Genomic DNA, 23,632 nt, shown 5'->3' with positions numbered 1-23,632 from the left:
TTTCAGGCGTTTTGGGCTTTTTCCACCAGCTTCTGGAGTTCGCCCTGCTGGTAGAGATCAGACATGATGTCGGAGCCGCCGACAAATTCACCTTGAATATACAACTGGGGAATGGTTGGCCAGCTGGAAAACTGCTTGATACCGTCGCGAATCTGGGGATCGGCGAGAACGTCCACAGTGAATAATTCCTTCACTCCCGACTGTTGCAGCAATTGTATGGCGCGCGCCGAGAATCCGCACTGAGGCGCGCGGGGGTTGCCCTTCATGTAAAGCACAACAGGGTGTTTTTCAACTTGTTCCTGAATGAGTTCTTGAATCGTAGCCATGGTAATCCTCGTGACGTGTCGGGCGTGGATGGTTTCAGTGCTGGGCAGAATGACGGATCTGCTCGGCCTGTTCAGGGGTGAGAGTGCGCAGGGAAAGTGCATGAATTTCTTCACGCATGCGTTCACCCAGAGCGGCATAAACCCGCTGGTGTTGTTTGACAGGGGACAAATCGGTAAAAGTAGCCGAGATGACCAGTGCTTCAAAATGGGCACCGTCGTCTCCCTGTACTTCAACCAGGGCATCCGGGAGTTCTTGCTGAATAAGTGATTTGATCATGTTGGCGTTCATGTGGAACATTGTATCCCATAACAGGAGATTTGTGATCCCCTTTTCAAAGCGGCTATTTTCGTATGGCGTGCTGTATTACTGGCGCAGCTTGTAACCCCGATCAAGCAGGCGCCAGGCAAAAAAGCCGGTGATGAGTGCAAAAGCCAGGCTGACCCCCAGGCTGGCCCAGACACTGACATCCGAATCGGCAAAAAAACCGTAACGAAAGCCATCAATGATGTAGAAAAAAGGGTTAATCAGGGAAATCTGCCGCCAGATCCCCGGCAGGGATTGCACCGAGTAAAATACTCCGGCCAGAAAGGTCAGGGGCATAATGACAAAATTCTGAAAACCGGCGATCTGATCGAATTTTTCGGCCCAGAGGCCCGCTATCAAACCCAAACTACCCATGCCGCTGGCCCCAAGAATGGCGAAAACCAGAATCCAGAAGGGATGCAGCACGGGAATGTGCAGATACAGTAAAGCCAGGGCAAAAATAGCCAGTCCCACTAAAATACCCCGGAACACCGAAGCGGCGACCATGGCCGTAAAAATTTCCGTGGGCGTGAGCGGGCTGAGCAGCACAAACACAATATTTCCGGTCACCTTGGATTGAATCAGGCTGGAAGAGCTGTTCGCGAAGGCATTTTGGAGCACAGACATCATCATCAAGCCGGGCACAATGAAAGCCGTATAACTGACACCTGGATACACGGTGATATGACTGCCCAGAGCATGCCCGAAAACCACCAGATAGAGAATGGTGGTAATCAGCGGGGCGGCAATGGTTTGCAACCAGACTTTACCGAAACGCAGGGTTTCCTTGTAAAACAGGGTCCAGGTCGGGGTCAGACTGCCCTGAATGCGGTTGCCGCTTGCGACAGTTGCCGGGGTACTATGCAGAATTTCAGGCATCGCTGCCGCGTAGATTGGGTTCCAGAATTTCTACATAGGCACTGTCACGAATCCGATGTTGCCATTCGTCCATGCGTTCACGGACAATCCGGTTAAAGAGCTGCATGCGTGCTGCTGCCATGATCTGTTTTTCTTCCACGGGCTGCTGACGCCGGCCCTGGGACTGCAGGATGTAAATCGCATCGCCTTCACGAATGGGACTGCTGACGGCTCCGGGCTGCAAGGTGAGCAAAGTCCGTTCAAGGGTGTCTGGCAGCTGTCCCGGGGTAATCCAGCCCATTTCTCCGCCTTTTGCAGCGGTGTTGGGATCCTGACTGTAGTTCCGCGCCAGTTCCGAGAAACGGCTGCCATTCTGAAGGGCAGTCTGAATATCCTGGGCGCGATCTTCTGCTTCCTGAAGTTGCAGGCTACTGCCAGCGCGGAGCACGATGGCTGCTGCTTTGACCTCAGTGATGGTTGGTTGTTCGTCTTTTTTGTCGAGGATCTTGAAAATGTGGAAACCGGTGGGTCCGGCGATGACCTGGCTGATATCCCCGGTTTTCAGGGACATGAGGGCCTGAGACACCGAGGGGGGGAGCTCTCCGGCTTTCACCCAGCCTATCCGACCGCCCTGCAGGGCATCGCGGCCACTGCTGACTTGCGCTGCGAGACGTGAAAAGTCTTCCCCGGCAATCAGGTGATTCCGGACCTCGGTGGCCTGTTGGCGGGCTGTGCTGATGGCGTTGGGGGTCGGGTTGTTGGGCATGGGGATGAATATCTGCTGCAGGTTGAAGCTGACTCCGCCCATGTCCTTGAGTTGATGAGCGAAGGTTTTGACTTCGTCAGGCCCCACATGGACGCGGCTTTCCACTTCCTGCTGCATGAGTCGGTCAACAATAATGCGATCCTTGAGATCGTTTGTGAAGGTTTCCCAGGATTGTCCCTGACTACTCAATGCTTGACGTAACTGGTCAGCGGTCATGTGGTTGGCCTGGGCCAGGTTGTTGACGGCCTGATCCAGCATGCCTTTGTCCACTTTTATGTTGGCGCGTTGCGCCATTTGTAATTCGATATCCTGCAAAATCATCTGTTGCAGCACCTGACGGCGCAAAATGTCATCCGCAGGCATGGCATTGGGATCACTCTGCTGGAGATGGGCGCGCACCGCGCTGACGCGTTGCTCCAGTTGCATGGAGGTGATGATATTGTCGTTGACGATGGCTACGATTTTATCCAGATTCACCGCGTTGCTGGGCATTGGCGCATTCATGGGTGCCAGTGCAGAGTCTTCCGAATAAGTATGCGTTGCCGGTGCAGAATCAACAGCAGGCGCTGGTACCTGGGCCAGGAGGGTATCCCGGTTCAGGAAAGGCGTGCTGGCCAAGCCCGCAACGGGCAGGGTTCCAAGCAGCAGGCTCAGGGCAATAACAAGTGGACGACGTTTGCAGGACATCAAAACTCCATACTGGCGCCCGGCACATACTGGCTGAGCAAACCGGTTGAGGCATTGCCCAGGCTGGTTAGGCCGCGCAACACGATCTCGAAATAAACAGCATTATTGGACTGCCCGCCAAGCAGGATCTGATGATATACCATCATGTGCGCTGCCCAGCAGCCGCCATCATAGCCGATCCCCACCAGCTCCTCCAGAGGCTTACTGTCGGTAACATCATACTGATAGCTCCCCAGTAACTGCCAGTTCCGGAATACCGGCCAGGCGCCGGAAACACCGGTTTGGTCGACGAAATCCCGGGTAAAGCGGTAATCGAGGTTGATCACCCGCTGCGGTCCCGGCAACCATTGGGCGCGCAGATTGAGGCGGTCGAGCTGGCTATGTTGCGGGTTGATCTGGGTGCTGGCGAGCAGGTTCATGTCGGCAACGGGGGCGTATTGTCCCTCGAAAAAATAATTGGACTGTGTGGCCTGCGGAACAATATCACCAGCCAGATTGATCTGTTCGTGATTGAAATAGCGAATTTGCCCGACGGCTGCTTCCCAGAGCTGACGGCCCGTGGGGGTCAGCCAGGTACCACGTAGCCCATAGGCAATTTGATTGGCAGCATTTATCCGGTCACTGCCGGTATACAGTACGTTGTCGCTAAAAATGCCGGGAAAATCCAGGTAAGGCGTGCTGGCGTCAAAATTGGGAATGTCATTCTGGGCCTGCAAGGGAATGTAGGTATATTTGAAAATCGGTTGCAGGAGCGCCGTGCTGCCATTGCTGCCATAGCGGACAAAATTCAGTCCACCCTTCAGGCTCAGGGCGGGGAGGGTGCGGTTTATGGCGCGCGCATAAGGGGCATTGCGTTGAATTTGATAATGGCTGTAGTAGAGGCGGGCCTGGGGTTCGAGGAAGCCCCAACCCCGGCTGAAGCGCCATCCCAGAGTGGGGGTCAGATCCAGGCGCTGACCAATGGGTCCGGTGGAAGCAGAAAAATAATTGAAGCTGCTATGCCAGTTGAAGTAGCCGCTGCGTTCCACCCGCCAGTAGCCATCTGCATAAATGCGCGGCAACTGGGCATAAGGTGCGTTGCTGTCTGGCGCGAGTTCCTGGTAACCCTGTAATTCGGCACCGGCACTGATGTGGGCATTGTTGTAATAAATGCCGCCGGTCGAAGTAATGTAAGGGGCGTTACCAATACCGCCAATAAAACTGCTGCCGAAACCTGCGGTGCTGCCGAAATCGGAAAGAAAGTTTTTGTAACTGACACGATTGTAATTGACGCTGAAACTGAAGCCGTCGCCGAGATTCTGGTTGTGCTGCCAGGACAATGCCCAGACGTTTTTATGGGTCAGTTGGTCCGAAGGTAACAAATCCAGAAAAAGCTTGCCGCTGTAGTTCGGTTCGAGATAACGAAATTCATTTTGCAGCATGACACCACGCCGGGTGAAGTAATTCAGGGTAAAGGTGTCGTCCAGGTTGCGGGAAATGTCGAAATAGTAGGGGATGCCCAGATAAAAGCCGTTGACGGTGGAGCTACCCAGGCCGGGGGCCAGAAAACCGGAATGACGCTTGAGCGGAAAGCTGAAATAGGGCATCCAGAATACCGGAAGGCCGGATACATTCAGCGTAGTATTTTTGGTCGTCACATAGTTGTCGTTCTGGTTGAGGTCGATCTGACTGCTCCACAGTTGCCAGGCGGGTACCTTGCCGTGGCAGGTTGTGTAGCAAGCCTCATTCAGCTGATAGTGACCCTTGCTCAACTCGCGCCCACTTTCTGCATGACCATGTCCCTGCTCGGCTTCGAGCAGATAACGGGGGTGTACGACTATCCCCTCGTTGGCCTTGAGATGAATGGTCGCCTGGGGGGCTGCTGTGACCATGCCGGGGCTCACCATCCGCACGTGGCCATCAGCCAGAATTTCATCTTTGGCCTGGTCGTAATGCACCGTATCGGCGTAAACCCGCCGATCTCCATAAAGTACTTCGACATTACCCTTGGCCGTCCAGTGCCCACTGCCCATTCCGTTGACTTGATCGGCATACAGGGTCACCGGCTTTTCCACAGTCGTAGCCCAGGCGAGGCCGGGGTATAGCAATGCTGCCAGCAGGGCCAGGCAAATGCGGCGACGTGGAGAAGCAACGTGCCCGGACGGAAGAGATTTTCCGTGTCGAAATTTGCGAACCTGCTGAAGAGGGCTTTTCATAGGCGCCTAAAATCGCACAAAATGCTTTTATGTCGCAATCTCTAAACGCCAGAAAAATTTTGACGCCCGCTGTTTCGGCCGGACAAATATCGCCAGATGCAGCAGCCTGGCTGCAGGCCAGGGGCGTGGATGCTGGACAGTCTCAGGCCATTCCCGGTGATGCCAGTGGCCGGCATTACTGGCGTTTGCCGGACCAGCGGCTGTTTATGGATGCGCCACCACCTGAGGATATTTTGCCCTTTCTACGGGTTCAGCAGCGCTGGCAAAGTGCTGGACTGCCCGTGCCAAAAATTCTGGCAGCGCAGTTGCAGCCGGGATTTGTGCTCATTGAAGATCTGGGAACTACGGATCTCAAGGCCATTCTGGATACAGGCACGGAAACGGAGTTCTGGATGCAGCAGGCGCTGGACCTCATTGTTGCCCTGCAAAGCGCGGGCAGAAAGGATGATGCGCGACCTCGTCTACCGTTTTTTTCAAGGCAACGTCTGGGCGAAGAGCTGACTTTGTTTTATGACTGGTATTTGCTCAGGCATCTGGGGGTGACGCCGGATGAAGAAGCGCAGCAGAACTTGCAAAAGCTGTTTGCACTGTTGCAGGACAATGCCCTCAATCAGCCTCAGGTCTGGGTTCATAGGGATTTCCACGCCCGCAATCTCATGCTGCAGACTGATCCCCGGCGGCTGGTGATGATTGATTTTCAGGACGCTGTGACCGGCCCCTGGACCTATGATCTGGCCTCCTTGCTTTGGGATCGTTACTGGGATTGGGGCTCTGCCCGCCGGCACCAATGGATTCTGGATTTTCAGGGCCGACTCAGCAAAACTGGCAGGGCGGTATTGCCGCAGGAGTCCTTTGTACGCAGTGTCGAATGGATGGCATTGCAACGCAACATCAAGATTTTGGGAATTTTTTGCCGCTTGGCCTATCGCGATGGCAAGTCGGGTTATCTGGATTTACTACCGCAATTTCGCAAATATGTACTGGATGCCTTGGCCAGCGATGCGCAGCTGCAAATATTTTTCCCGCAGTTCTCGGTCTGGCTGGCGCTATGACCCGGGCGATGATCCTCGCAGCCGGGCGGGGTGAACGCTTACGTCCCTACACGGACCATCTACCCAAGCCCTTGCTGGAAGTCGGGGGAAAACCGCTCATCGTGCGGCATCTGGAATCCCTGGCCGCTGCGGGAGTCTGCGAGGTCATCATCAATATCGGTCATCTGGGCGACCTGATTGTGGAAAAACTGGGTTACAATTGGCAGGGAGTGCGCATTATCTACAGTGACGAAAGGTCGGGACGCCTGGAGACGGGTGGCGCTTTGATCCGGGCTTTGCCACAACTAGGAGGTGCTCCATTTTTGCTGGTCAATGGCGATATTTGTACGGATTTTCCCTTGAATGTCCTGCTCCAGGTATCACCGGCTGCGGTGTATCTGGTTCTAGTGCCCAATCCACCCCATCATCCCGCAGGAGACTTTGCCCTGAATGCGGGGATGGTGGTGTTGCAGGGCGAAGAACGTCATACTTATGCAGGAATTGCCCGCATAGATCCGGCGCTGTTGCGGGGCTATCCGGAGCAATCGGCACCCTTGGCGCCCTGGTTGCGACAGTGGATTGCAGCGGGTGTGGTGGAGGGGACCCTGTATCAGGGAATATGGACCGATGTAGGTACGCCGGAGCGATGGCAAGTGGCGCAGGAAATATGCAGGGTACGGCAAGATGGAATTTGACCTGGTAGCCGTCCAGGACGCGATATCTGTGTCCGCCGAACTCCGAAAACGCTGGCGGAAAGACTGGGTTGATTTGATGGAACTCGCTGTCTGGGGGGATTTGCGCAGTCAGCAAATTGGGCTTGGCGGCAAGTTGCGCAAACGGGTTCTGGAGTATGGTGAGCGTTTGCGCTCTTACGTCAGTGACCGGAGCTGGATACCCCATCCTCGCGAACAAATTAAAAATGCCCTGAGTACCAGTTTGCAACTTCGTGAAGTCGTTGAAAAGGTGGGCGAATTGATGGGCCAGTTTGCAGAAGGAGAAGATCTCGCCCGTCTGCAATTATTCTGGCAGGATTTCAGCGACCGCCTGATGGCGGATATTACTGAGCGCGAAGGGAAACTGGTACAATTGTTGAACCAGCAATATCACGAAGAAGTTTAACTTAACCCGGGTCTTCCAGCAGAATTTATGAAAATTGTATATACGTTGGTCATTATTGGTGCGCTAGCACTTTTTGCCCTGCTATTGTGGTGGGCGCGGGGGCAAGTGCTTGTCGGCAATACGCCCAAGGACAGCAGCAACTGGTATGCACAGCATCCCGAAAGTCTGGCCGCAGAAAATATGCGTTGCTGGACCTTGCTGCGCCAGACTTCATTTGCAGATATTGACAAGGTCATGGCGGCTCATCCCCATTGTCATGCAGTCTATGAAGCCATTCAGGAACAGGACGGTGATCGTGCAGATTAAGTGTTTGTCAGAATGGCAGTAAGCATGGATGTCGATAATCTGTTGGCTACCGGGCGTGATGTTTTGCGTCTGGAGGCTGAAGCGGTAAGTGCATTGGAAGCACGTCTTGACGACAGTTTTGTCCAGGCTTGCGGGTTACTTCTCCAATGTTCGGGCCGGGTGGTGGTGAGTGGTATGGGCAAATCCGGCATCATCGGCAAAAAAATCGCCGCGACCCTGGCCAGTACGGGCAGTCCGGCTTTATTTCTGCACCCTGCGGAGGGCAGTCATGGCGATCTGGGCATGCTGACCCGCTCTGATTGTCTTCTGGCGCTCTCCAATTCGGGTGAAACGGCTGAATTGCTGGCCATTCTTCCGGTGGTCAAGCGTCTGGCCGTGCCACTGATCGCCATGACCGGAAACCCCCAATCGACCCTGGCGCGCAGTGCCGCTGTGCATCTCAATTGCAGTGTGCTGCGCGAAGCCTGTCCTCTGAATCTTGCGCCGACGGCGTCTACCACGGCAACTCTGGCCATGGGCGATGCCCTGGCCATGGCCTTGTTGCAGGCACGCGGTTTTTCGGCGGATGATTTCGCGCTTTCCCATCCCGGTGGAAGCCTTGGCAAGCGACTGTTGCTCCGGGTTCAGGATGTGATGCACCAAGGCCAGGCTTTGCCAAAGGTATTCCTGGAGACCATGCTGCGTGATGCTGTTCTGGAAATGAGCAGCAAAGGCTTGGGGATGACCGCTGTGGTGGATGGCGAGGATCGGGTGTTGGGAATTTTCACCGATGGCGATTTGCGGCGGGCTTTTGCCGAACGTCAGGATCTCTGGGAGCAACCCATGTCTGCCCTGGCTCATGCCCAACCCTGCAGCATCCGCGCTGAGGCTCTGGCGGCCGAGGCTTTGGCCCTGATGGAGGCCAAACGGGTGGGGGCGCTGCTGGTTGTGGACGACAATCAGCGCTTGGTCGGCGCCTTGAATATGCATGATTTACTTCGGGCCGGAATTGTATGAAGCGTTTGGCAGCGGAAACCCTGATGGAAAGTGCTGCGCAAATCCGGCTGCTGATCCTGGACGTGGATGGAGTGATGACCGACGGACGGCTGTATTTTGATGATGCCGGCACCGAAAGCAAAGCCTTTCACGTGCGCGATGGTTACGGGATCAAGCTGCTGCAGGCGCATGCCGTGGAATTGGCCATTATTACCGCACGATTCTCTCCAGCAGTGGCGCATCGTGCCCGGGACCTGGGTATCAAACATCTTTTTCAGGGCTGCAAGGACAAACATCTGGCTTACAGTGAGCTGAAGCTGGAGCTGAATGTCGAAGATGCCATGGTCGCGTACATGGGTGACGATCTCATTGATTTGCCCATTTTACAGCGCGTCGGGCTGGCCACTGTGCCAGCTGATGCCCATCCGGAACTGGCCCAGCGGGTTCACTGGCAAAGCCAGTATGAGGGTGGCCGAGGGGCCGTCCGGGAATTATGTGAGCTGATTTTGCAGGCCAAGGGCTGCTGGTCCGCCGTTTTGACCCAGGCTGGGCAACAGGGGCATTGTTGATGCTGCGTTTGCGGCTTCCCAGCCTGGGTTTTACCGTGCTGCTTATGTGTCTTGCCGGACTGGTCTGGTGGTCATGGCCGCAGCGCCCCCTGTCGCTCCCGCAAATTGACTGGCACGGTCAAATTCATAAGGGCGATCAGGCCGCTGAAGATGTTGTCATGCGCCAGTATGATGCCGCCGGGAAGCTGGACTTACTGGCCACGGCGCACACGGCCTATCACGAACCGCGTCGCGATCAGACCATACTCAAAGACGTCGCAGTCAAACGTTTTCGACCCGGCCAGGAACTGAATCTGAGCGCCAATCAGGGCAAGGTCGATGGATCCAGCCACCTGATTACCCTGTGGGGGAATGTCATCGGGACAATGAAACCAGATACCCGTTTTCTGACCGAGAGGGTGCACTATAACCCGCAAACGGGCATTATTAGCACCCAGGATCCGGTTCGTCTGGAACATGGTCAGGACTGGATGACCGGAATGGGGCTTTGGGCGTCGGTCAAAACCGAGGAGGTCAATATTTTGCGGAATGTACGTGGTGTTTATGCGCCTTAAGCATGGCTCGGTAGGGCGTTACTGGCCGGTCGGGCTGATGATAGTTTCCCTGGCGGCCCTGGCGGCCCCTGCTGCCCAACAGACGTTGGCCAAAGGACCCATTCATATCAGTGCAGATACGCTGCATGCCGAAAACAAGCCTTCCCAGCAGGCCACTTATCTCGGCAATGTCGTTATGACCCAGGGCGATGTGGTCATTCATGCCAACAAACTCGTCATAGCTGCCCTGCAGGGCAAAGTACAAACGGCCACGGCAACTGGTAGTCCCGTCAGCTTTACCATGTCCAGCGCGCAGCGCCACGGCTATGGAAATACCCTGATTTACAAGCCGGGTTCGGGGGAAATTGTGTTGCAGGGAAACGCCCATCTCTGGCAGGAAAAAAATGAAATCAGTGGCCAGCAGGTAACCTACTTTTTGAATAACCAGCAAACGGCAGTGACGGCAGCCCCCGGACAGCGCGTCCACTCCGTGTTTTATCCTGCAGCAGCAAACCGCTCTGCCAGCGGTGGGAGGCCATGAGCGATCTGCTCCAGGCCCAGTCCCTGGTCAAATCCTATCGTCGTCGTACGGTTGTCCGGGATGTTTCTGTTCAGGTTGCCGCCGGGGAAGTCGTGGGCTTGCTCGGCCCCAATGGCGCTGGCAAAACCACCACTTTTTACATGATGGTCGGACTGGTACGTCCGAATCGCGGTCATATTTTTCTGCAGCAACGTGATATCACTGCACTCCCCATGCATGAACGGGCGCGCATGGGATTGGGTTACCTGCCTCAGGAACCATCGGTATTTCGGCAAATGAGCGCAGCAGATAATATTCTCGCGGTTCTGGAGACCCTGCCGCTCAGTAAAGCCGAGCGCCAGGATCGCCTGGATCAGCTCCTGGCTGAATTGCATTTGGGCCTGCTGCGCGACACCAAGGGGCACAGTCTCTCCGGCGGCGAGCGGCGCAGGGTGGAAATTGCGCGCGCCTTGGCCATGAGTCCGCGCTTCATCTTGCTGGATGAACCCTTTGCGGGGATCGACCCGATTTCTGTTTTAGAAATTCAACGTCTTATTCAGGACTTACGTGAACGCGGCATAGGTATCCTGATTACTGATCATAATGTGCGCGAAACATTAGGCATTTGCGAACGCGCCTATATACTGCATGATGGGAAGGTGCTGACGGCCGGGAGCCCACAGGAAATCGTGGATGATCCCATGGTTCGTCAGGTATATCTGGGAGATCAGTTTCGAATCTGAATCTGGAAGGCAATGAAACAAGGTTTAGAACTCAAACTCGGTCAGCATTTGGCCATGACCCCGCAGCTGCAGCAGGCCATCCGCCTGCTGCAGTTATCGACGGTTGATCTGCAACAGGAAGTTCAGGGGATGCTGGAAAGCAATCCCCTTCTGGATGAGGACGTATCCGGTGAAGAAACCGGAGTCCCCGGCAGCGCTCCAGAACCCGGTGAAAGCTCCGGTGAAGATCGCCAGCTGGATCTGGCTGCGGAAGATACTTTGCCTGATGATTTGCCGGTCGACAGCCAATGGGATGACGTGTTTGATCTGGGCACCAGTGCATCAGGTGGAGGTTCTGATGATGAGCTTCCCGACTTTGAAGCACGGAACAGTCACAGTCAAAGTCTTCAGGATTATCTGCGCTGGCAGGCGGATATGACGCACTTCAGTCCTGAGGAGCGCAACATGGCGGAGATGATCATTGATGCCATTGATGATCGCGGTTATCTGGTTGAAAATCCAGACGATCTGGCTGCTGCTATGGGTGCTGATGCTGCCGTTTTCCAGGCGGTATTGTTGCGCGTTCAGGACTTTGACCCTCCCGGTGTGGCGGCGCGTGATCTGAGTGAGTGTCTTTTGTTGCAGCTCAGGCAGTTGACGGATGTAGACGCCAGCGTGCAAAAGTTGGCGATGGATGTTGTCAAAGACCATTTGCAAGCCCTGGGTCGCCATGATTATCCACGGCTGTGCGCCAGTCTGGGGGTTGATGAGGGCATGCTGGGAGCAGCCATGGCGCTCATTTCCGCCCTCAACCCTAAACCGGGTGAAGAAGTCGGAAGCGAAAATACCGAGTATGTCATTCCCGATGTGATTGTGCGCTGGTCCGGAAAGCGTCTGCGGGTTGACCTGAACCCTGAGGCCATGCCCAAGCTGCGCATCAACCGCCGCTATGCGGGCATGGCCGGGGGCAAAGATGCCGCTCATAAATATATTCAGGATCAGCTCAATGAGGCGCGCTGGTTTATCAAAAGCCTGCAAAGTCGTCAGGAAACCATTTTGAAAGTGGCTCGGGCAATTGTGGATAAGCAGAAGGATTTTTTTAGCAACGGTCCGGAATCCATGCGCCCCATGGTGCTGCGCCATATCGCTGAAACCGTGGAAATGCATGAATCCACGGTTTCCCGGGTGACCAACCAGAAATACATGGTTACTCCCCGAGGTCTTTTCGAGTTCAAGTACTTTTTTTCCAGTCATGTGGGAACAGACAGTGGCGGCTCAGCATCAGCGACGGCCATTCGCGCCCTGCTCATCAAATTGACCCAGGCGGAAAATCCCAAACATCCTTTAAGTGATGCAGAAATTGCCAAGGTTCTCGCCGATCAGGGCATTCAGATTGCCCGCCGGACGGTAGCCAAATATCGGGAAGCGGCTAATATCCCGCCGGCAAGCCAGCGTCGGCGGCTTTAGTTTTCGACGTCCATAATACAGGGTTTTTTGTGGCGGCGGTTGGCGCTACACTGAAGCCGGACCCCGATCAGGGGCGATTATCATAAACAATCCTCGCAAGAGGACAGGAGAGCGCCATGCAAATTACCATTACCGGTCAGCACCTGGACCTGACAGAAGCCCTGAAAAACCATGCAGAAGAGAAAATCGGCAAGCTTGATCGACATTTTGATCAGGTGATTGATGCCCGGGTTGTTCTGAAACATGCGCCCCATGAAAATCCCGAAAATACCGCTGATGTGACTATGTATGCGGCTGGTCATGTGTTTCACGCCGTATCCCAGCATGCCGACATGTATCGCGCCCTGGATCTGGTCACCGAAAAACTGGAAAGCCAGATTGACAGTTACAAGGAAAAACGCCAGGACCGGCGTAATGATAATCCCTCCGGTCTGGCAGCCATTGCCGAGATGGAATGACCCTCAACCATGACGACTCTGCCCTTAACTCCCCAACAAGTTCTGATTGATCCTCCGGTTACGGATGCCGGAGCCGTGCTGGACGCCTTGGCGGCGCTTCTCGCAGAGTCGACCGGACAAACAGCTTCCGTCATTGCTGAGGCCCTGAAAAGTCGTGAAGAGCAGGGTTCCACTGGAATCGGTCATGGTGTCGCGCTTCCCCATGCCCGCATTGACGGCGTAACTGAAGTGGCTGTGGCGGCCCTGCGCAGTGCTCAGGGAATCCCCTTTGCCGCACCGGATGGTCTGGAGGTGCAGGTATTTATTGCGGTGGCCGTACCCAAAACGGCGGCTACGGCTCACCTTGAAATTCTTTCGACCCTGGCGGTACGTTTGGCCTCTGAGGCAGTGCGTGCAGACTTGCTCAAGGTGCACAATGCCGAAGGATTCTTTACCGCAATGACCCATTCTGATTAGTTTTTAGGAAAGACGCAGACATGGAAAGACAAATCAGTCTGCGTCGGCTTTGCGAAGATCTCCACAAGGAGATGTTCTGGGATTGTCTGCATCGACCGGATAAGGATTGCCAGCTGTGTGGCGACCCCTGGGCGGAAGACGATATCGGTGGCGCGGCTCTGGTCGGTTTTCTGAATTTTATTCGTCCCCACGTCGTACAAATAGCCGGAACTTGTGAACTTCAGTTTCTACGGGATAACCCCCTGAGTTTTGAGCAATTTCTGACGGGAAAGCTGAGCCTGTTGGTACTGTGCGAAAGTGAAACGCTGAGTCCAGAGCTTCTGGAGGCACTGCGGTCCCGGCAAGTGGCGGTCATGACGACTGCGTTGGAGGCCCCGAAGGTGCTTGCCCGTCTGCAACTTTACCTGCATCGCGAGCTGGCTCCCCGGCAGCAAGTGCATGGAGTGTTGGTGGATGTGCTGGGCGTTGGGTTGTTGTTGCAGGGCGAGGCCGGTATCGGCAAAAGCGAGCTGGCGCTGGAGCTGGTTAGCCGTGGTCACCGTCTGGTAGCCGATGACAGTGTATTATGTGTGCGTGAGGCGCCTCAGGTGATCACCGGCCATTGTCCGGCTCCTTTGCGGAATTTTCTGGAAGTGCGGGGCCTGGGTATTATCAACATCCGGGAATTTTTTGGCGCGGCGGCTATCGTTCGTTCCAAACGCATTCGTCTGGTGGTCGAAATTCAGGATATGCAGGATATGGAGCTGGGCGACATCGACCGACTGCAGGGTAAGGTCGACAATCTGGATATTCTGGGGGTTCCGCTGACGCGCTTGCGCATTCCGGTTTCGGCAGCGCGCAATCTTGCCGTGCTGGTGGAAGCAGCGGCCCGCAGCCAGTATGTGAAAGAGTCCGGAGGCGACATGCTCGCTGACTTTGAAGAACAGGTACGTCTGAGTGTCGGGGAGGAATGATGGCCGAGCGGGACTTCATTATTGTCAGCGGACTGTCAGGATCGGGAAAATCCACGGTGCTCCAGGCGCTCGAAGATCAGGGGTATTATTGTGCGGATAATTTGCCCGCTACCCTGCTGGTGGCCTTTGGCGCGCAGCTGGCGCATCGCGAGGGGCAGTCATTATTGGCGGCCGTCAGCATAGATGTACGTAATCGCGATTTTTTTGCGGCCTTGCCACAGGCCCTCAAAGATTTACGGGATGCGTATGGACTGCATCCACGTATTTTGTTTCTGGAAGCGGGCGAAGACACCCTGTTGCAGCGCTACAGTGAAACCCGCCGCCGCCATCCCCTGACCGATGACAGTGCGGCTACTCCCGGTGAATCCCTGCTGAAAGCTTTGCAAAGAGAGCGGGAAATGGTGCAACCTCTCGCTGATATGGCAGACAAAAGGCTGGATACTTCACGGATCAATACCCACCAGTTGCGCCTGCGGGTGCAGGCCTGGAGTCTGGCGTCGCAGCACTATGGCAATTTGGTATTGCTGCTGCAATCTTTTGCCTTCAAGCGCGGGCTGCCACTGGATTCTGATTTTGTGTTTGATCTGCGTGCCTTGCCCAATCCGCACTATGATCCGGAGTTGCGGGCTTTAACGGGGCGCGATACTGCCGTACAGGCTTTTTTGGCAGGGCGTCCAGAGCTAGAGACCGCGCTGGAATCCTTGCGGAGTTTTTTGCAGGTGTGGTTACCCCCCTTTGCCCGGGAACATCGTAATTATGTGACAGTATCCCTGGGTTGTACGGGGGGGCAGCACCGCAGTGTGTACATGGTGGAAGTTCTGGCGCGTGAATTACTGAGTAAAGGCCAACGCATTCTGATTCAGCATCGTGAACTGAATATCACCGAGACTTTGACATGATTCACCTTGTTCTGCTCACCCATGCAGGTATGGGCGTGGCATTTGCCAATACCCTGGAACATATTTTCGGCACCATGCCAGCAGCCGTCGAGGTTGTGGAGATTCTGCCCGACGCTAATCCCGAAACCGGGCGCAAGCGCCTGTGGGAATTCATTGAAAAACTGCCGGAAGGTGATGCCATGCTGATTCTCAATGATCTTTACGGAGCAACCCCGGCAAACCTGATTCCGGCGATTCTTCCCGAAGACCGCGTAGCAGCCATTAGCGGTTTGAATCTGGCGATGCTGCTGCGGGCCTTATCGCGGCGCGAAGAAGGTTTGGCCGCAGCCCGTCAGGGGGCCTTGGATGGGGCTGTGCAGGGAGTTGTAGATATTCTTGCTCTGCGTGCTGTACCACGTACCTGACCATAAGCCTGGAGCGGGTGGCGGTCATTCGCCACAATGTCCGGTGTTGCTGGCGCTATGGTCGCACATTCGCTGTCAGGTTATGCTGAAAACAATTTAAGTCTGACCTCGTTGTCGGGGAGTATGTGTTGTGACGGTCCGTGTTGACTATCCTATTATTAATTCGTTGGGCTTGCATGCCCGGCCTTCGGCGAAGTTTGTCAGTCTTTCGGCACGTTACCCCTGTGCTGTCTGGCTGGAGCGCGATGCTCAGCGGGTCAATGGTAAAAGTATCATGGGCTTGATGACCCTGGCCGCAGCCCAGGGAACCATTCTGACGTTGGAAACCGAAGGAGAGGGAGAGCAGGCCTGTGCCGATGCCTTGCTGGCCCTGGCTAAGGACCGATTCGGGGAAGATGCATGAGTTTTGAACTGGCAGGTATAGGGGCTTCTGGTGGCATTGCGATTGGCACAGCGCTGGTGCTGGAGCCGACGACGCTGGATATTCCCGAACATATTCTGGCTCCAGAAGCTGTGGAGGCAGAAGTGCTGCGCTTACGTGCAGCTCTCAGCACTGCCCGTGATGAACTTTTTGCGGTACGTGACGTGATTCCTGCCGACGCACCCCAGGATACCCGCCTGTTTATTGATGCGCATCTCCTGATGCTGGATGATCCCGCCTTGCGGGAAAGACCGTTACGTTCCATTCGCGAAGATCACCGCAATGCGGCCTGGGCCATTCAGCTGGAACGGGAACGCCTGCTGGAAATTTTTGACCGCATGGAAGATGCCTATCTGCGTGCCAAGCGGGAAGACATTATTCAGGTGACCGATCGGGTATTACGGCAGCTCGTTGGCTGGGAGCCGCCGACGCTGCAGAGTGCGGAAGGACAAATCATCATTGCTGAAGAGTTGAGCCCTGCTGATACCGTGCTCATGAAAAAGGACAAGGTCCTGGCCTGGGTGACCGACTTTGGCGCAGCAAACTCGCACGCCGCCATTCTCGCACGGAGTCTTGGTCTGCCAGCGGTCGTTGGCGCCCATTCTGCCAGTCGTCTGCTACGCAGCGGCGACATGGTCATTGTCGATGGTGATCAGGGCATTATTCTGGTGGCACCCGACGCGCTGGTACTGCGACAGTATCAAGGTTTACAGGAACAACGACAGCGCCGCCGCCGGCTTCTGGAAGAACAACGGGATCTGCCCGCCATTACTGCCGATGGTGTAGAAATTCATTTGCGGGCCAACATCGAATTACCGGACGACTCCAGTCTGGTGCGGCGCATGAATGCCGATGGTGTGGGTTTGTATCGCAGTGAGTTTCTGTTTATGAATCGTCCCGATATTCCTGATGAAGAAGAGCAGTATCAGGCCTTTTCCCGGGTGGTGACTGAAATGGCAGGGGCTCCCGTTACCATCCGCTCGTTGGATATTGGTGCCGATAAGGGGTTAAGTGACGACGAAACGACCACACATAATGCCCTGAATCCGGCTTTGGGTTTGCGTGGACTACGCCTTTGTCTGCGTCGTCCCGAGTGGTTTCGCCCGCATTTGCGGGCCATATTGCGGGCTTCGGCCCTGGGGCCGGTGCGTTTGATGCTGCCGATGCTCAGCAGTATGAGCCAATTGCTGCAAAGCCGGGCGCTGGTAAGTGAATTGCAGGCAGAATTGCGTGGCGAGGGGCTGCCCTGTGATCCGGATATGCCTCTCGGGATTATGGTAGAAGTGCCCGCCGTGGCCATGGCCGCGCACTATTTTGCCGGTTGTGCCGATTTTTTCTCCATCGGGACCAACGATCTTATTCAATATGCCCTGGCGGTTGATCGTGGCGATGATGATGTCAATGATCTTTTTGATCCGTTGCACGTCGGCGTCCTGGCTTTGATTCAGCACACCATTGCTGCCGGGCGCGCCAAGGGTATTCCAGTAGCAATGTGTGGCGAAATGGCAGCCAATCCGGCCTTTACACCATTACTGCTGGGCTTGGGTTTGCGGGAATTCAGTATGTACCCGGGGGCAATTCCCGAGGTGAAGGAAATCATCCGCCAGACATCCATTGCCGAAGCCGAACAGTTGGCAATGGGTGCTCTGGCGGGAGAATTTTCTGTGGCCCTGGAGACCGGCCATAGCTAGATCACCCATGCACCGTATGGGGGTCGGGTTGATACTGCTCCTGTTGCTGCTGCTCATCGGAATGTTTGTTTTCTGGTTCATCGGTGGCCCCCGTATTGTTCTGGAAGAAGTTCTCGCTACCCGCCTGCAGACCCCCGTACATCTGCAGGCCAATCCCCGCTTTTATCGGGGCAAGCAGCAATTGCAGGTGACCCTGCAAGGCTTGCGGATCGGAACAGCAGCACAGCCCCGCCTGCGGTTGCGGCGGCTGATGTTCAGTGTGCTCTGGCGCCCCCTGCTTGCCGGGCATATAAAAATCCGCCAGATTTTTCTGGATCAGCCTTCTGTGTATGGTCCCTGGCCAGCCAGCCCGGGCTCGGCAGCTTCTTCCGCCAATATGAATGTCAGTCTGCCGGGAGACATCCAGATCCGCGATGGCAGTTTGCGCTGGTCTGGTCTGGCGGGACATGTCTTACAGCTGTCCGATGTGCAGGCCAGTTTCCCTCGTTCTGGTGCCGGGGCCGCTACCGGACGCTGGTTCTGGAATCAACATGCGGGTCAAGGCCGTTTGCAAATGGATATTCACTCCACCAGCGGACTTTCTCTGCGCAATTTGCAATTGCTGATTGGCACTCGTCAGGTTCCCGATGCCCTGAGTCTCCAGATGCCGCGCCTGGAAATTCAGGATAAAGTTCTGCAGATTCCCGCGCTGCAGGTCCGTTGGCAAGATAATCATGAGCGGCGGATGGAGCTTTCCCTGCAGGATTTACAGGCCCAGCCAGGGCTGCAGAAAATTGCGCTGCGCAGCGCGACACTGCAAGCCGGATCAGATTTTCACATGCAGATTGATCATGCCCGGTTTTCCTGGGCGCAATGGACCGGTCAGGCAGGCTATGTCCTCAGTGCAGAGCATCTGCCTGAGCTGGCAAAAAAATGGGGATTGTTCTGGCCGAAATTGACGAACCCCAAGGTCCCGCGATATTTCAAAATGAGCGGCAAGCTGGCCTGGAAAAATCCCCGCTTCGACTGGAGCATCCGCCAGGGACTGCTAGATAGCAGTCCCTGGTCTGGAAACATTACGGGAACCTGGCAACCCCTCAAAATTCATCTGGCTTTACAGATCCAGCGCCTGAACCTTGGTGCCTATCTCCCCGCGCCCAAAGCGGGTCCAGGAGCGGTACTACCCAAGCTTCCCGCAACCTGGCCGATCACCGGCTCGCTGCAGATCGGGCAGCTGATCTGGGGAAAAATCCGGGCGGAGAACGTGCTTATCCGTAGTCGAAAACCATGATGCAGATTGCCGACATATTGCTGGACTGGTACGGCGAAAATGGCCGTCATGGTCTGCCCTGGCGACAGACCCGGGACAGTTATCGCCTGTGGCTTGCGGAAATCATGTTGCAGCAAACCCAGGTGGAAAGTGTCAAGCCCTATTACCAGCGGTTTCTGGACGTCCTGCCCAATTGGGAGGCTTTGGCTGTTGCGCCCCAGGATCAGGTGCTGGCCTTGTGGAGCGGTTTGGGCTATTACGCCCGGGCCCGCAACGCCCAACGTGCTGCGCAAAAAATCATGACGGATTTTGCGGGTGAATTTCCCGATACGCCGGAAAGTGCAGAAAGTCTCCCGGGAGTGGGGCGCAGTACGGCTGCTGCAGTACTGGCCAGTGCTTTTGCCCAGCAACGCCCTATTCTCGATGCCAATGCCCGCCGTGTCCTGATCCGGACCCAGGCCATTAGTAGTGATCCCAAGGCCAGCAAGACCCTGCAGCATTTGTGGAAGCTGGCTGAGGCACTGACGCCCGCTGATGCCCACACCTACAATCAGGCTATTCAGGACTTCGGCGCAATGATTTGCCTTCCACGGCATCCTCACTGCGACGCATGCCCCTTACAACGGCATTGCCTGGCTTATGCGGGTGGGTTGAGTGAACAACTGCCGCTGCCCACCCGCAAGCCGGAAAAACCCGATCGCTGCGTTTTTTTTCTGCAGTTAGAAGATCGTAGTGGACGGATATTTCTTGAAAAAAGACCGGATTCTGGCATATGGGGTGGGCTCTGGTGTCTGCCTCAATTTAACCCGGAAGGTTCGTCGAACCCCTTCCTTTGCAATGATCAGCAAAAGGCCCTTGCCGATGGGATCCTGCTGCGCGAGCGGGTAAGACAGTTCTGTGTCCTCCGTCATGGTCTTACCGTAGAAGTAAAGGCGCTGACAATGGTTCAAAAGCATGTATTTACCCATTTTCAATTACACTTCCGCTGCATTCTCGCGACGGTGCAAGACGATCAAATTGTGCCGGGTGTCGCAGATCAGATTTTGACAGGACGTTGGTTTACCCGGGAAAATGCCCTGGCAGAAGGATTGCCAACCCCTGTTCGCAAGATTCTCAGTCAGACTTCGTAACTTGCCCGTGAGACAGGTTCAGGTAAGATGGGCGGCGTCTCCTTAATATCCTGATGTTCTAGCGAGGAAGTTTCTTATGTCTCGAATGGTGCAATGCGTAAAACTGGGTCACGAAGCTGAAGGTCTGGATCGTCCCCCTTATCCTGGCCCACTGGGCGCGCGTATTTATCAGGAAGTTTCCAAGGAAGCCTGGCAGGGTTGGCTGAAGCATCAGACGATGTTGATTAATGAATATCGTCTTTCGCCGATAGATCCCAAGTCCAGAACTTTTCTGGAAAAACAGATGGAAGCCTACTTTTTTGGTGACGGCGCGCAGCAACCTGAAGGCTTTGTTCCGCCTTCTGCCTGAGCAGTTCAAAAACAACCCGGAGGAAGTCGTTTCGGCAACCTCCCATATTTCCCATCCTCTCCATAAGCTGTTTCTCCAGCGTCGTCGTTGAATGACGACAGGCGCGCGCGGCGTCAGATCATCCATTTATTATAAAATCCTTTCCACCTGTCGCTAACAAGTGACGTATTACCATGCGTTCCGGGGTGGCGGCGATCGCTGACAGGCTATGGGATAAACCAGGGACTTATTTTTATCTGACTGATAGTTAAGCGCAAATAATTTTGCACCGGGAGTTTTCGTGCCCGGATTTTTATTGGCTGGAGATGGGACGTTAAGGTTGATTCTGCCTGTTTCAGCGCCATGAATGTTTTTATATTTTATTTTCTTATTATAATCATTAACTTAAAAAGTTGGCACGCGTTATGCTATGAGGTTATCGCTGCTGAAACAGCGCCGCTGCAAGCGGAAATCTGGAACCACCTTTTGAGGAGAGCTTATTTATGAAGAAAATTGTTGCCCTGACTGCTGCATTGTCTTTCTTGACTGCTACTGCTGCTTTTGCGACCACCGAAGTGCCTGCCAAGGCTCCTGAAAAGATGGTTGAGCACAAAGCGCCTGAGCACAAAATGGTAAAGAAAGCCGAGCACAAGAAAATTGAGCACAAGAAAATGGTGAAGAAGGCTGAAATGAAGAAGCCTGAAATGGCAAAGAAAATGGAAGAAAAGAAGGCTGAACCAGCTGCATAAGTAGCTTCAATCCGCAGCCTGATGGCGCGGAGTTCAGTTGTGCAGATGAACCCGGGGAATCTTCTCCGGGTTTTTTACGTCCGATAAATCTAAAAACGGCAGTTGCCGTGGGTGCTTTGCCGCGACTTTTGTTTCGAGCCGTTGTTGTTCTTGGCGAAATCCAGCGCCCGTCAGGAGAGCTGTTTGAGCCCGTAGGGCGAGTTCTCTCCTGACAGCAGGATGAGTCTTAGAACAACAGGCAAGGAACAATGGAGCAAAAAGCACCCACGGCAACTGCCGTTTTCAGGATAAAATATCAAAATTGATATTGCAGGCTCATGTTCACAGAACGTCCTGAACCAGGTAGTGCTGTGCCATAAGTCATGGGGCGCTGGCCCAGATAAAGCCCTCCAAGTGGTTGTTCATAAAACTGGTTCAAGAGATTCGCGAGTTCCAGGCTGGCCTGCCAGTGGCCCTGCCGATATGCGGTGCGCAGATTCAATAAGCCATAGCCAGCTGTTTGCGGTTCATTACGCAGCGCGTCTACCTGGTTTTTTGCGGCAACCAGCTGTTCTTCGATAGTGTTGCGCCATGCTCCCCAGTTTTGATGCAAGGCAAGTCGCAAGTTTAAGGGCATCATGTGGTAGAGGGGCGTATGGTTGCTCAAGTTATCCCCGCGCACATAGGCGGCTTTTGCCGACATTGTAAATGTTCCATAACGCCGGGTTTGTGCCAGACGGGCAGAGCTATCCATATTGATACCCCATATTTCGGCGGTTTGATTGGCAAATTGCAAATAGACAAAACCGCTTTCCGCGTGCAGATTTGCCGCTGTGCAGGCTCCTCCCAGGCTGGTCGGACAGCGGACAGCACCAATATAATTATGAATGTAGGTAAAGTAAGGCTGAATTTGCACGTGCCAGATTTGTGGATCTGAGCCATGGAAATTGGCAGCCAGACTGACCGTGTTGGCTGTTTCTGGTTTCAGGTTGAGATTACCAATATAACCATTACCATCGTTGAACCAGCCGATCATATTCATGGCCATGGCATTGCTGGACCAGGGGTAGAGTTCGTAAAGGCTGGGGGCTTGGGCTTTACGCGCCAGTCCCAGGGTATAGCTACTGTGTTTATCGGGCTGGTAGTGCACGATGGCCGAAAAATTCCAGATGGTGTACTGGCGCTGGCGATCACTCCGGTTGAATGTACCCGGCAAGCTTTGCGGGTTGTCCGGGTTTCCATACATCATGGCATTGTAACCTTGGACTGGGCCGGAGTTCATGCGCACATCTTCCAGCCGCAGGCCAAGATCACTGTTCCATTGTGGATCCCATTGCGTTTTCAGGTCGGCGAAAGCGGCATAGCGATCCCTTCTGCCATTGTCGATAGTTATATAAGTATTGGGACCCATCATGCTCATTTTACTGGTTGCTGGGGGCCACCAGTCGTTCAGATGTTCATGGTTGTAACTGGCACCGAATTCCAGGCGATTGCGTGTGTCCAGAGGCACAGCAATTTTGCCCTTTACGCCGTTATTCACGCCCTGAGTGTTCATTGGCATGCCCATCATGGCGCCCAGGTTTTTGTCTGCAAGGAAGTTCATGTTGTGTTGAACTACCTGATTGTAAGCCTGTAATTCTAATTCACCCCATTGAAAGCGTCCCTGATAATGGAGGTTAAGGCGGGTACTGTGATTTCCGGTCATATCCATGCGGGCACTGGGAAATCCTTGGTAGGGAATGCTCTGATATTGCACGCCCAGTTCCAACACCTGCTGTTTCCAGCGGTAGGCAGCATTGAGATTCTGGTATACTGCCTCATACAGGGATGAAGCCACCACATCGCCGGGAATGCCGTAGGTTACAGGCTTGAAAGCTTTTGCTGCGGTGTAGTTGCCGCCATGTACATAGGAGCCGCTATAGTTAATGCTGAAGTGCCGGGTAGCCGCAGCGGCATTCAGATGCGTCCCGTAAATATGGCCATTACTTTGATAAAACTCGCCTACGCTGCCGCCACTCACAAAATGACTGCCGGTCTTTGCGAAAATTGGTTGCGGAGATTTGACGATGACGGCCCCACCAACAGCGTTGCCCCCCACACTTACCGGAACCACCGTGGGATAGATGGTTATCTGACCAATGGCAGCTGGCGGAAGGTACGAAAGTGGTGGGTTCATATGATTGGCACAGGCATTGGGAGTGCTGAATCCGTTAACCTGCAAGAGCAGCTGATTGTCACTCAAGCCGTTTAAAACTGGCAATCCGGATACTCCACCTGCGGCGGAAACAGAACCTTCGGGGATGTTCTGCAAAATCTTCGCGGTATTGCTTGCCAGATGGGCATTATCACGCGCATTGGCCGAGGCATTCAGGACGCCATCTGCAGAGTCCGTCATGAATCCATATCCTGGTAGGTTAATGTTAATGGTCATCGGGGTTGTTGCCCCAGAGCTGTTGGCCAGTGCCAGCAAGACCGCGCCGATAAGCGGATGGATGGGGGCTCGTCGCATGAAATTCTCCTGATAATTAAAGTTATTT

At 54.6% G+C, this 23,632-nt stretch carries 27 protein-coding genes; 21 read left to right on the top strand and 6 right to left on the bottom strand.

Going from position 1 to position 23,632, the window contains the following annotated elements; translation table 11 throughout:
* Positions 1-2: 2 nt before the first annotated feature.
* The 5 genes from grxD to H7F08_RS00970 form a co-directional block, all read right to left on the bottom strand.
* Positions 3-326, bottom strand: a complete 324-nt coding sequence (grxD, locus tag H7F08_RS00990; protein ID WP_010640654.1) for a Grx4 family monothiol glutaredoxin — start codon at positions 324-326, stop codon at positions 3-5.
* 34 nt (positions 327-360) lie between these two features.
* A complete protein-coding gene (locus tag H7F08_RS00985) occupies positions 361-603 on the bottom strand; it encodes a BolA family protein (protein WP_226831405.1) in 243 nt (80 codons plus the stop codon).
* A gap of 87 nt (positions 604-690) precedes the next feature.
* Positions 691-1,509: an ABC transporter permease gene (locus H7F08_RS00980; protein ID WP_010640651.1), complete on the bottom strand. Its 819-nt coding sequence runs from the start codon at positions 1,507-1,509 to the stop codon at positions 691-693.
* A complete protein-coding gene (locus H7F08_RS00975; RefSeq protein WP_193639677.1) occupies positions 1,502-2,941 on the bottom strand; it encodes a peptidylprolyl isomerase in 1,440 nt (479 codons plus the stop codon). Before H7F08_RS00975 ends, H7F08_RS00980 begins: the two co-directional genes overlap by 8 nt.
* The gene (locus H7F08_RS00970) at positions 2,941-5,136 is read right to left on the bottom strand and encodes an LPS-assembly protein LptD (protein ID WP_193639676.1); all 2,196 of its coding nucleotides are present in this window, start codon (positions 5,134-5,136) and stop codon (positions 2,941-2,943) included. The genes H7F08_RS00975 and H7F08_RS00970 overlap by 1 nt, the downstream gene beginning before the upstream one ends.
* Before the next feature lie 29 nt (positions 5,137-5,165).
* Between H7F08_RS00970 and H7F08_RS00965 the strand changes: the two genes are divergently transcribed.
* The 21 genes from H7F08_RS00965 (at position 5,166) to H7F08_RS00865 (ending at position 21,116) form a co-directional block, all read left to right on the top strand.
* A complete protein-coding gene (locus tag H7F08_RS00965) occupies positions 5,166-6,188 on the top strand; it encodes an aminoglycoside phosphotransferase family protein (RefSeq protein WP_193639675.1) in 1,023 nt (340 codons plus the stop codon).
* A complete protein-coding gene (locus H7F08_RS00960; protein ID WP_024893440.1) occupies positions 6,185-6,862 on the top strand; it encodes a nucleotidyltransferase family protein in 678 nt (225 codons plus the stop codon). The genes H7F08_RS00965 and H7F08_RS00960 overlap by 4 nt, the downstream gene beginning before the upstream one ends.
* Positions 6,852-7,286 carry a hypothetical protein gene (locus tag H7F08_RS00955; protein WP_024893439.1) on the top strand — a complete coding sequence of 145 codons (435 nt, stop codon included), beginning with the start codon at positions 6,852-6,854 and terminating at the stop codon, positions 7,284-7,286. Before H7F08_RS00960 ends, H7F08_RS00955 begins: the two co-directional genes overlap by 11 nt.
* Positions 7,287-7,313: 27 nt before the next feature.
* Positions 7,314-7,592, top strand: coding sequence for a hypothetical protein (locus tag H7F08_RS00950; protein ID WP_010640641.1), 279 nt, complete (start codon positions 7,314-7,316; stop codon positions 7,590-7,592).
* Between the two features lie 24 nt (positions 7,593-7,616).
* The gene (locus H7F08_RS00945; protein WP_024893438.1) at positions 7,617-8,588 is read left to right on the top strand and encodes a KpsF/GutQ family sugar-phosphate isomerase; all 972 of its coding nucleotides are present in this window, start codon (positions 7,617-7,619) and stop codon (positions 8,586-8,588) included.
* The gene (locus H7F08_RS00940; protein WP_031571007.1) at positions 8,585-9,136 is read left to right on the top strand and encodes a KdsC family phosphatase; all 552 of its coding nucleotides are present in this window, start codon (positions 8,585-8,587) and stop codon (positions 9,134-9,136) included. Before H7F08_RS00945 ends, H7F08_RS00940 begins: the two co-directional genes overlap by 4 nt.
* Positions 9,136-9,690: an LPS export ABC transporter periplasmic protein LptC gene (gene lptC / locus H7F08_RS00935; RefSeq protein WP_024893436.1), complete on the top strand. Its 555-nt coding sequence runs from the start codon at positions 9,136-9,138 to the stop codon at positions 9,688-9,690. Before H7F08_RS00940 ends, lptC begins: the two co-directional genes overlap by 1 nt.
* Positions 9,680-10,210: a lipopolysaccharide transport periplasmic protein LptA gene (gene lptA, locus H7F08_RS00930; RefSeq protein ID WP_226831403.1), complete on the top strand. Its 531-nt coding sequence runs from the start codon at positions 9,680-9,682 to the stop codon at positions 10,208-10,210. The genes lptC and lptA overlap by 11 nt, the downstream gene beginning before the upstream one ends.
* Positions 10,207-10,932, top strand: a complete 726-nt coding sequence (lptB, locus tag H7F08_RS00925; protein WP_010640632.1) for an LPS export ABC transporter ATP-binding protein — start codon at positions 10,207-10,209, stop codon at positions 10,930-10,932. The genes lptA and lptB overlap by 4 nt, the downstream gene beginning before the upstream one ends.
* Positions 10,933-10,944: 12 nt before the next feature.
* Positions 10,945-12,378 (top strand): RNA polymerase factor sigma-54, encoded by a 1,434-nt coding sequence (locus H7F08_RS00920; protein ID WP_031571010.1) that lies wholly within the window; start codon positions 10,945-10,947, stop codon positions 12,376-12,378.
* A gap of 116 nt (positions 12,379-12,494) precedes the next feature.
* Complete coding sequence (gene hpf / locus H7F08_RS00915; RefSeq protein ID WP_010640629.1) at positions 12,495-12,836, top strand: ribosome hibernation-promoting factor, HPF/YfiA family; 342 nt, start codon at positions 12,495-12,497, stop codon at positions 12,834-12,836.
* Between the two features lie 9 nt (positions 12,837-12,845).
* A complete protein-coding gene (locus H7F08_RS00910) occupies positions 12,846-13,292 on the top strand; it encodes a PTS sugar transporter subunit IIA (protein ID WP_010640627.1) in 447 nt (148 codons plus the stop codon).
* Between the two features lie 20 nt (positions 13,293-13,312).
* Positions 13,313-14,245, top strand: coding sequence for an HPr(Ser) kinase/phosphatase (gene hprK, locus H7F08_RS00905; RefSeq protein ID WP_142089234.1), 933 nt, complete (start codon positions 13,313-13,315; stop codon positions 14,243-14,245).
* The gene (rapZ, locus tag H7F08_RS00900; protein WP_024893431.1) at positions 14,245-15,144 is read left to right on the top strand and encodes an RNase adapter RapZ; all 900 of its coding nucleotides are present in this window, start codon (positions 14,245-14,247) and stop codon (positions 15,142-15,144) included. The genes hprK and rapZ overlap by 1 nt, the downstream gene beginning before the upstream one ends.
* The gene (locus H7F08_RS00895; RefSeq protein WP_010640622.1) at positions 15,141-15,548 is read left to right on the top strand and encodes a PTS sugar transporter subunit IIA; all 408 of its coding nucleotides are present in this window, start codon (positions 15,141-15,143) and stop codon (positions 15,546-15,548) included. Before rapZ ends, H7F08_RS00895 begins: the two co-directional genes overlap by 4 nt.
* A gap of 130 nt (positions 15,549-15,678) precedes the next feature.
* Positions 15,679-15,951 (top strand): HPr family phosphocarrier protein, encoded by a 273-nt coding sequence (locus tag H7F08_RS00890; RefSeq protein ID WP_024893430.1) that lies wholly within the window; start codon positions 15,679-15,681, stop codon positions 15,949-15,951.
* Entirely contained in the window at positions 15,948-17,660 is a 1,713-nt protein-coding gene (ptsP, locus tag H7F08_RS00885; RefSeq protein ID WP_031571013.1) for a phosphoenolpyruvate--protein phosphotransferase, read from the top strand. Before H7F08_RS00890 ends, ptsP begins: the two co-directional genes overlap by 4 nt.
* A gap of 7 nt (positions 17,661-17,667) precedes the next feature.
* Positions 17,668-18,930, top strand: a complete 1,263-nt coding sequence (locus H7F08_RS00880; protein WP_193639674.1) for a hypothetical protein — start codon at positions 17,668-17,670, stop codon at positions 18,928-18,930.
* Positions 18,927-20,039 carry an A/G-specific adenine glycosylase gene (gene mutY, locus H7F08_RS00875; RefSeq protein ID WP_024893427.1) on the top strand — a complete coding sequence of 371 codons (1,113 nt, stop codon included), beginning with the start codon at positions 18,927-18,929 and terminating at the stop codon, positions 20,037-20,039. The genes H7F08_RS00880 and mutY overlap by 4 nt, the downstream gene beginning before the upstream one ends.
* Before the next feature lie 76 nt (positions 20,040-20,115).
* Positions 20,116-20,388: an oxidative damage protection protein gene (locus H7F08_RS00870; RefSeq protein WP_010640613.1), complete on the top strand. Its 273-nt coding sequence runs from the start codon at positions 20,116-20,118 to the stop codon at positions 20,386-20,388.
* 482 nt (positions 20,389-20,870) lie between these two features.
* Complete coding sequence (locus H7F08_RS00865) at positions 20,871-21,116, top strand: hypothetical protein (protein ID WP_010640611.1); 246 nt, start codon at positions 20,871-20,873, stop codon at positions 21,114-21,116.
* 295 nt (positions 21,117-21,411) lie between these two features.
* Here the strand turns inward: H7F08_RS00865 and H7F08_RS00860 are convergent, their stop codons facing one another.
* A complete protein-coding gene (locus H7F08_RS00860; RefSeq protein WP_193639673.1) occupies positions 21,412-23,604 on the bottom strand; it encodes a TonB-dependent receptor in 2,193 nt (730 codons plus the stop codon).
* Positions 23,605-23,632 lie beyond the last annotated feature (28 nt).

This window comes from Acidithiobacillus sp. HP-11, from assembly GCF_015100075.1.
Lineage (GTDB): Bacteria > Pseudomonadota > Gammaproteobacteria > Acidithiobacillales > Acidithiobacillaceae > Acidithiobacillus > Acidithiobacillus thiooxidans.
Note: the sequence above shows the minus strand (reverse complement) of the source record. Positions and strands in the feature narration are given on the sequence as shown.

Coding starts and splice junctions, on each gene's coding strand:
- grxD (WP_010640654.1), bottom strand. CDS start 326: ATGGCTACGATTCAAGAACTCATTCAGGAACAAGTTGAAAAACACCCT.
- H7F08_RS00985 (WP_226831405.1), bottom strand. CDS start 603: ATGATCAAATCACTTATTCAGCAAGAACTCCCGGATGCCCTGGTTGAA.
- H7F08_RS00980 (WP_010640651.1), bottom strand. CDS start 1,509: ATGCCTGAAATTCTGCATAGTACCCCGGCAACTGTCGCAAGCGGCAAC.
- H7F08_RS00975 (WP_193639677.1), bottom strand. CDS start 2,941: ATGTCCTGCAAACGTCGTCCACTTGTTATTGCCCTGAGCCTGCTGCTT.
- H7F08_RS00970 (WP_193639676.1), bottom strand. CDS start 5,136: ATGAAAAGCCCTCTTCAGCAGGTTCGCAAATTTCGACACGGAAAATCT.
- H7F08_RS00965 (WP_193639675.1), top strand. CDS start 5,166: ATGTCGCAATCTCTAAACGCCAGAAAAATTTTGACGCCCGCTGTTTCG.
- H7F08_RS00960 (WP_024893440.1), top strand. CDS start 6,185: ATGACCCGGGCGATGATCCTCGCAGCCGGGCGGGGTGAACGCTTACGT.
- H7F08_RS00955 (WP_024893439.1), top strand. CDS start 6,852: ATGGAATTTGACCTGGTAGCCGTCCAGGACGCGATATCTGTGTCCGCC.
- H7F08_RS00950 (WP_010640641.1), top strand. CDS start 7,314: ATGAAAATTGTATATACGTTGGTCATTATTGGTGCGCTAGCACTTTTT.
- H7F08_RS00945 (WP_024893438.1), top strand. CDS start 7,617: ATGGATGTCGATAATCTGTTGGCTACCGGGCGTGATGTTTTGCGTCTG.
- H7F08_RS00940 (WP_031571007.1), top strand. CDS start 8,585: ATGAAGCGTTTGGCAGCGGAAACCCTGATGGAAAGTGCTGCGCAAATC.
- lptC (WP_024893436.1), top strand. CDS start 9,136: ATGCTGCGTTTGCGGCTTCCCAGCCTGGGTTTTACCGTGCTGCTTATG.
- lptA (WP_226831403.1), top strand. CDS start 9,680: ATGCGCCTTAAGCATGGCTCGGTAGGGCGTTACTGGCCGGTCGGGCTG.
- lptB (WP_010640632.1), top strand. CDS start 10,207: ATGAGCGATCTGCTCCAGGCCCAGTCCCTGGTCAAATCCTATCGTCGT.
- H7F08_RS00920 (WP_031571010.1), top strand. CDS start 10,945: ATGAAACAAGGTTTAGAACTCAAACTCGGTCAGCATTTGGCCATGACC.
- hpf (WP_010640629.1), top strand. CDS start 12,495: ATGCAAATTACCATTACCGGTCAGCACCTGGACCTGACAGAAGCCCTG.
- H7F08_RS00910 (WP_010640627.1), top strand. CDS start 12,846: ATGACGACTCTGCCCTTAACTCCCCAACAAGTTCTGATTGATCCTCCG.
- hprK (WP_142089234.1), top strand. CDS start 13,313: ATGGAAAGACAAATCAGTCTGCGTCGGCTTTGCGAAGATCTCCACAAG.
- rapZ (WP_024893431.1), top strand. CDS start 14,245: ATGGCCGAGCGGGACTTCATTATTGTCAGCGGACTGTCAGGATCGGGA.
- H7F08_RS00895 (WP_010640622.1), top strand. CDS start 15,141: ATGATTCACCTTGTTCTGCTCACCCATGCAGGTATGGGCGTGGCATTT.
- ptsP (WP_031571013.1), top strand. CDS start 15,948: ATGAGTTTTGAACTGGCAGGTATAGGGGCTTCTGGTGGCATTGCGATT.
- H7F08_RS00880 (WP_193639674.1), top strand. CDS start 17,668: ATGCACCGTATGGGGGTCGGGTTGATACTGCTCCTGTTGCTGCTGCTC.
- mutY (WP_024893427.1), top strand. CDS start 18,927: ATGATGCAGATTGCCGACATATTGCTGGACTGGTACGGCGAAAATGGC.
- H7F08_RS00870 (WP_010640613.1), top strand. CDS start 20,116: ATGTCTCGAATGGTGCAATGCGTAAAACTGGGTCACGAAGCTGAAGGT.
- H7F08_RS00865 (WP_010640611.1), top strand. CDS start 20,871: ATGAAGAAAATTGTTGCCCTGACTGCTGCATTGTCTTTCTTGACTGCT.
- H7F08_RS00860 (WP_193639673.1), bottom strand. CDS start 23,604: ATGCGACGAGCCCCCATCCATCCGCTTATCGGCGCGGTCTTGCTGGCA.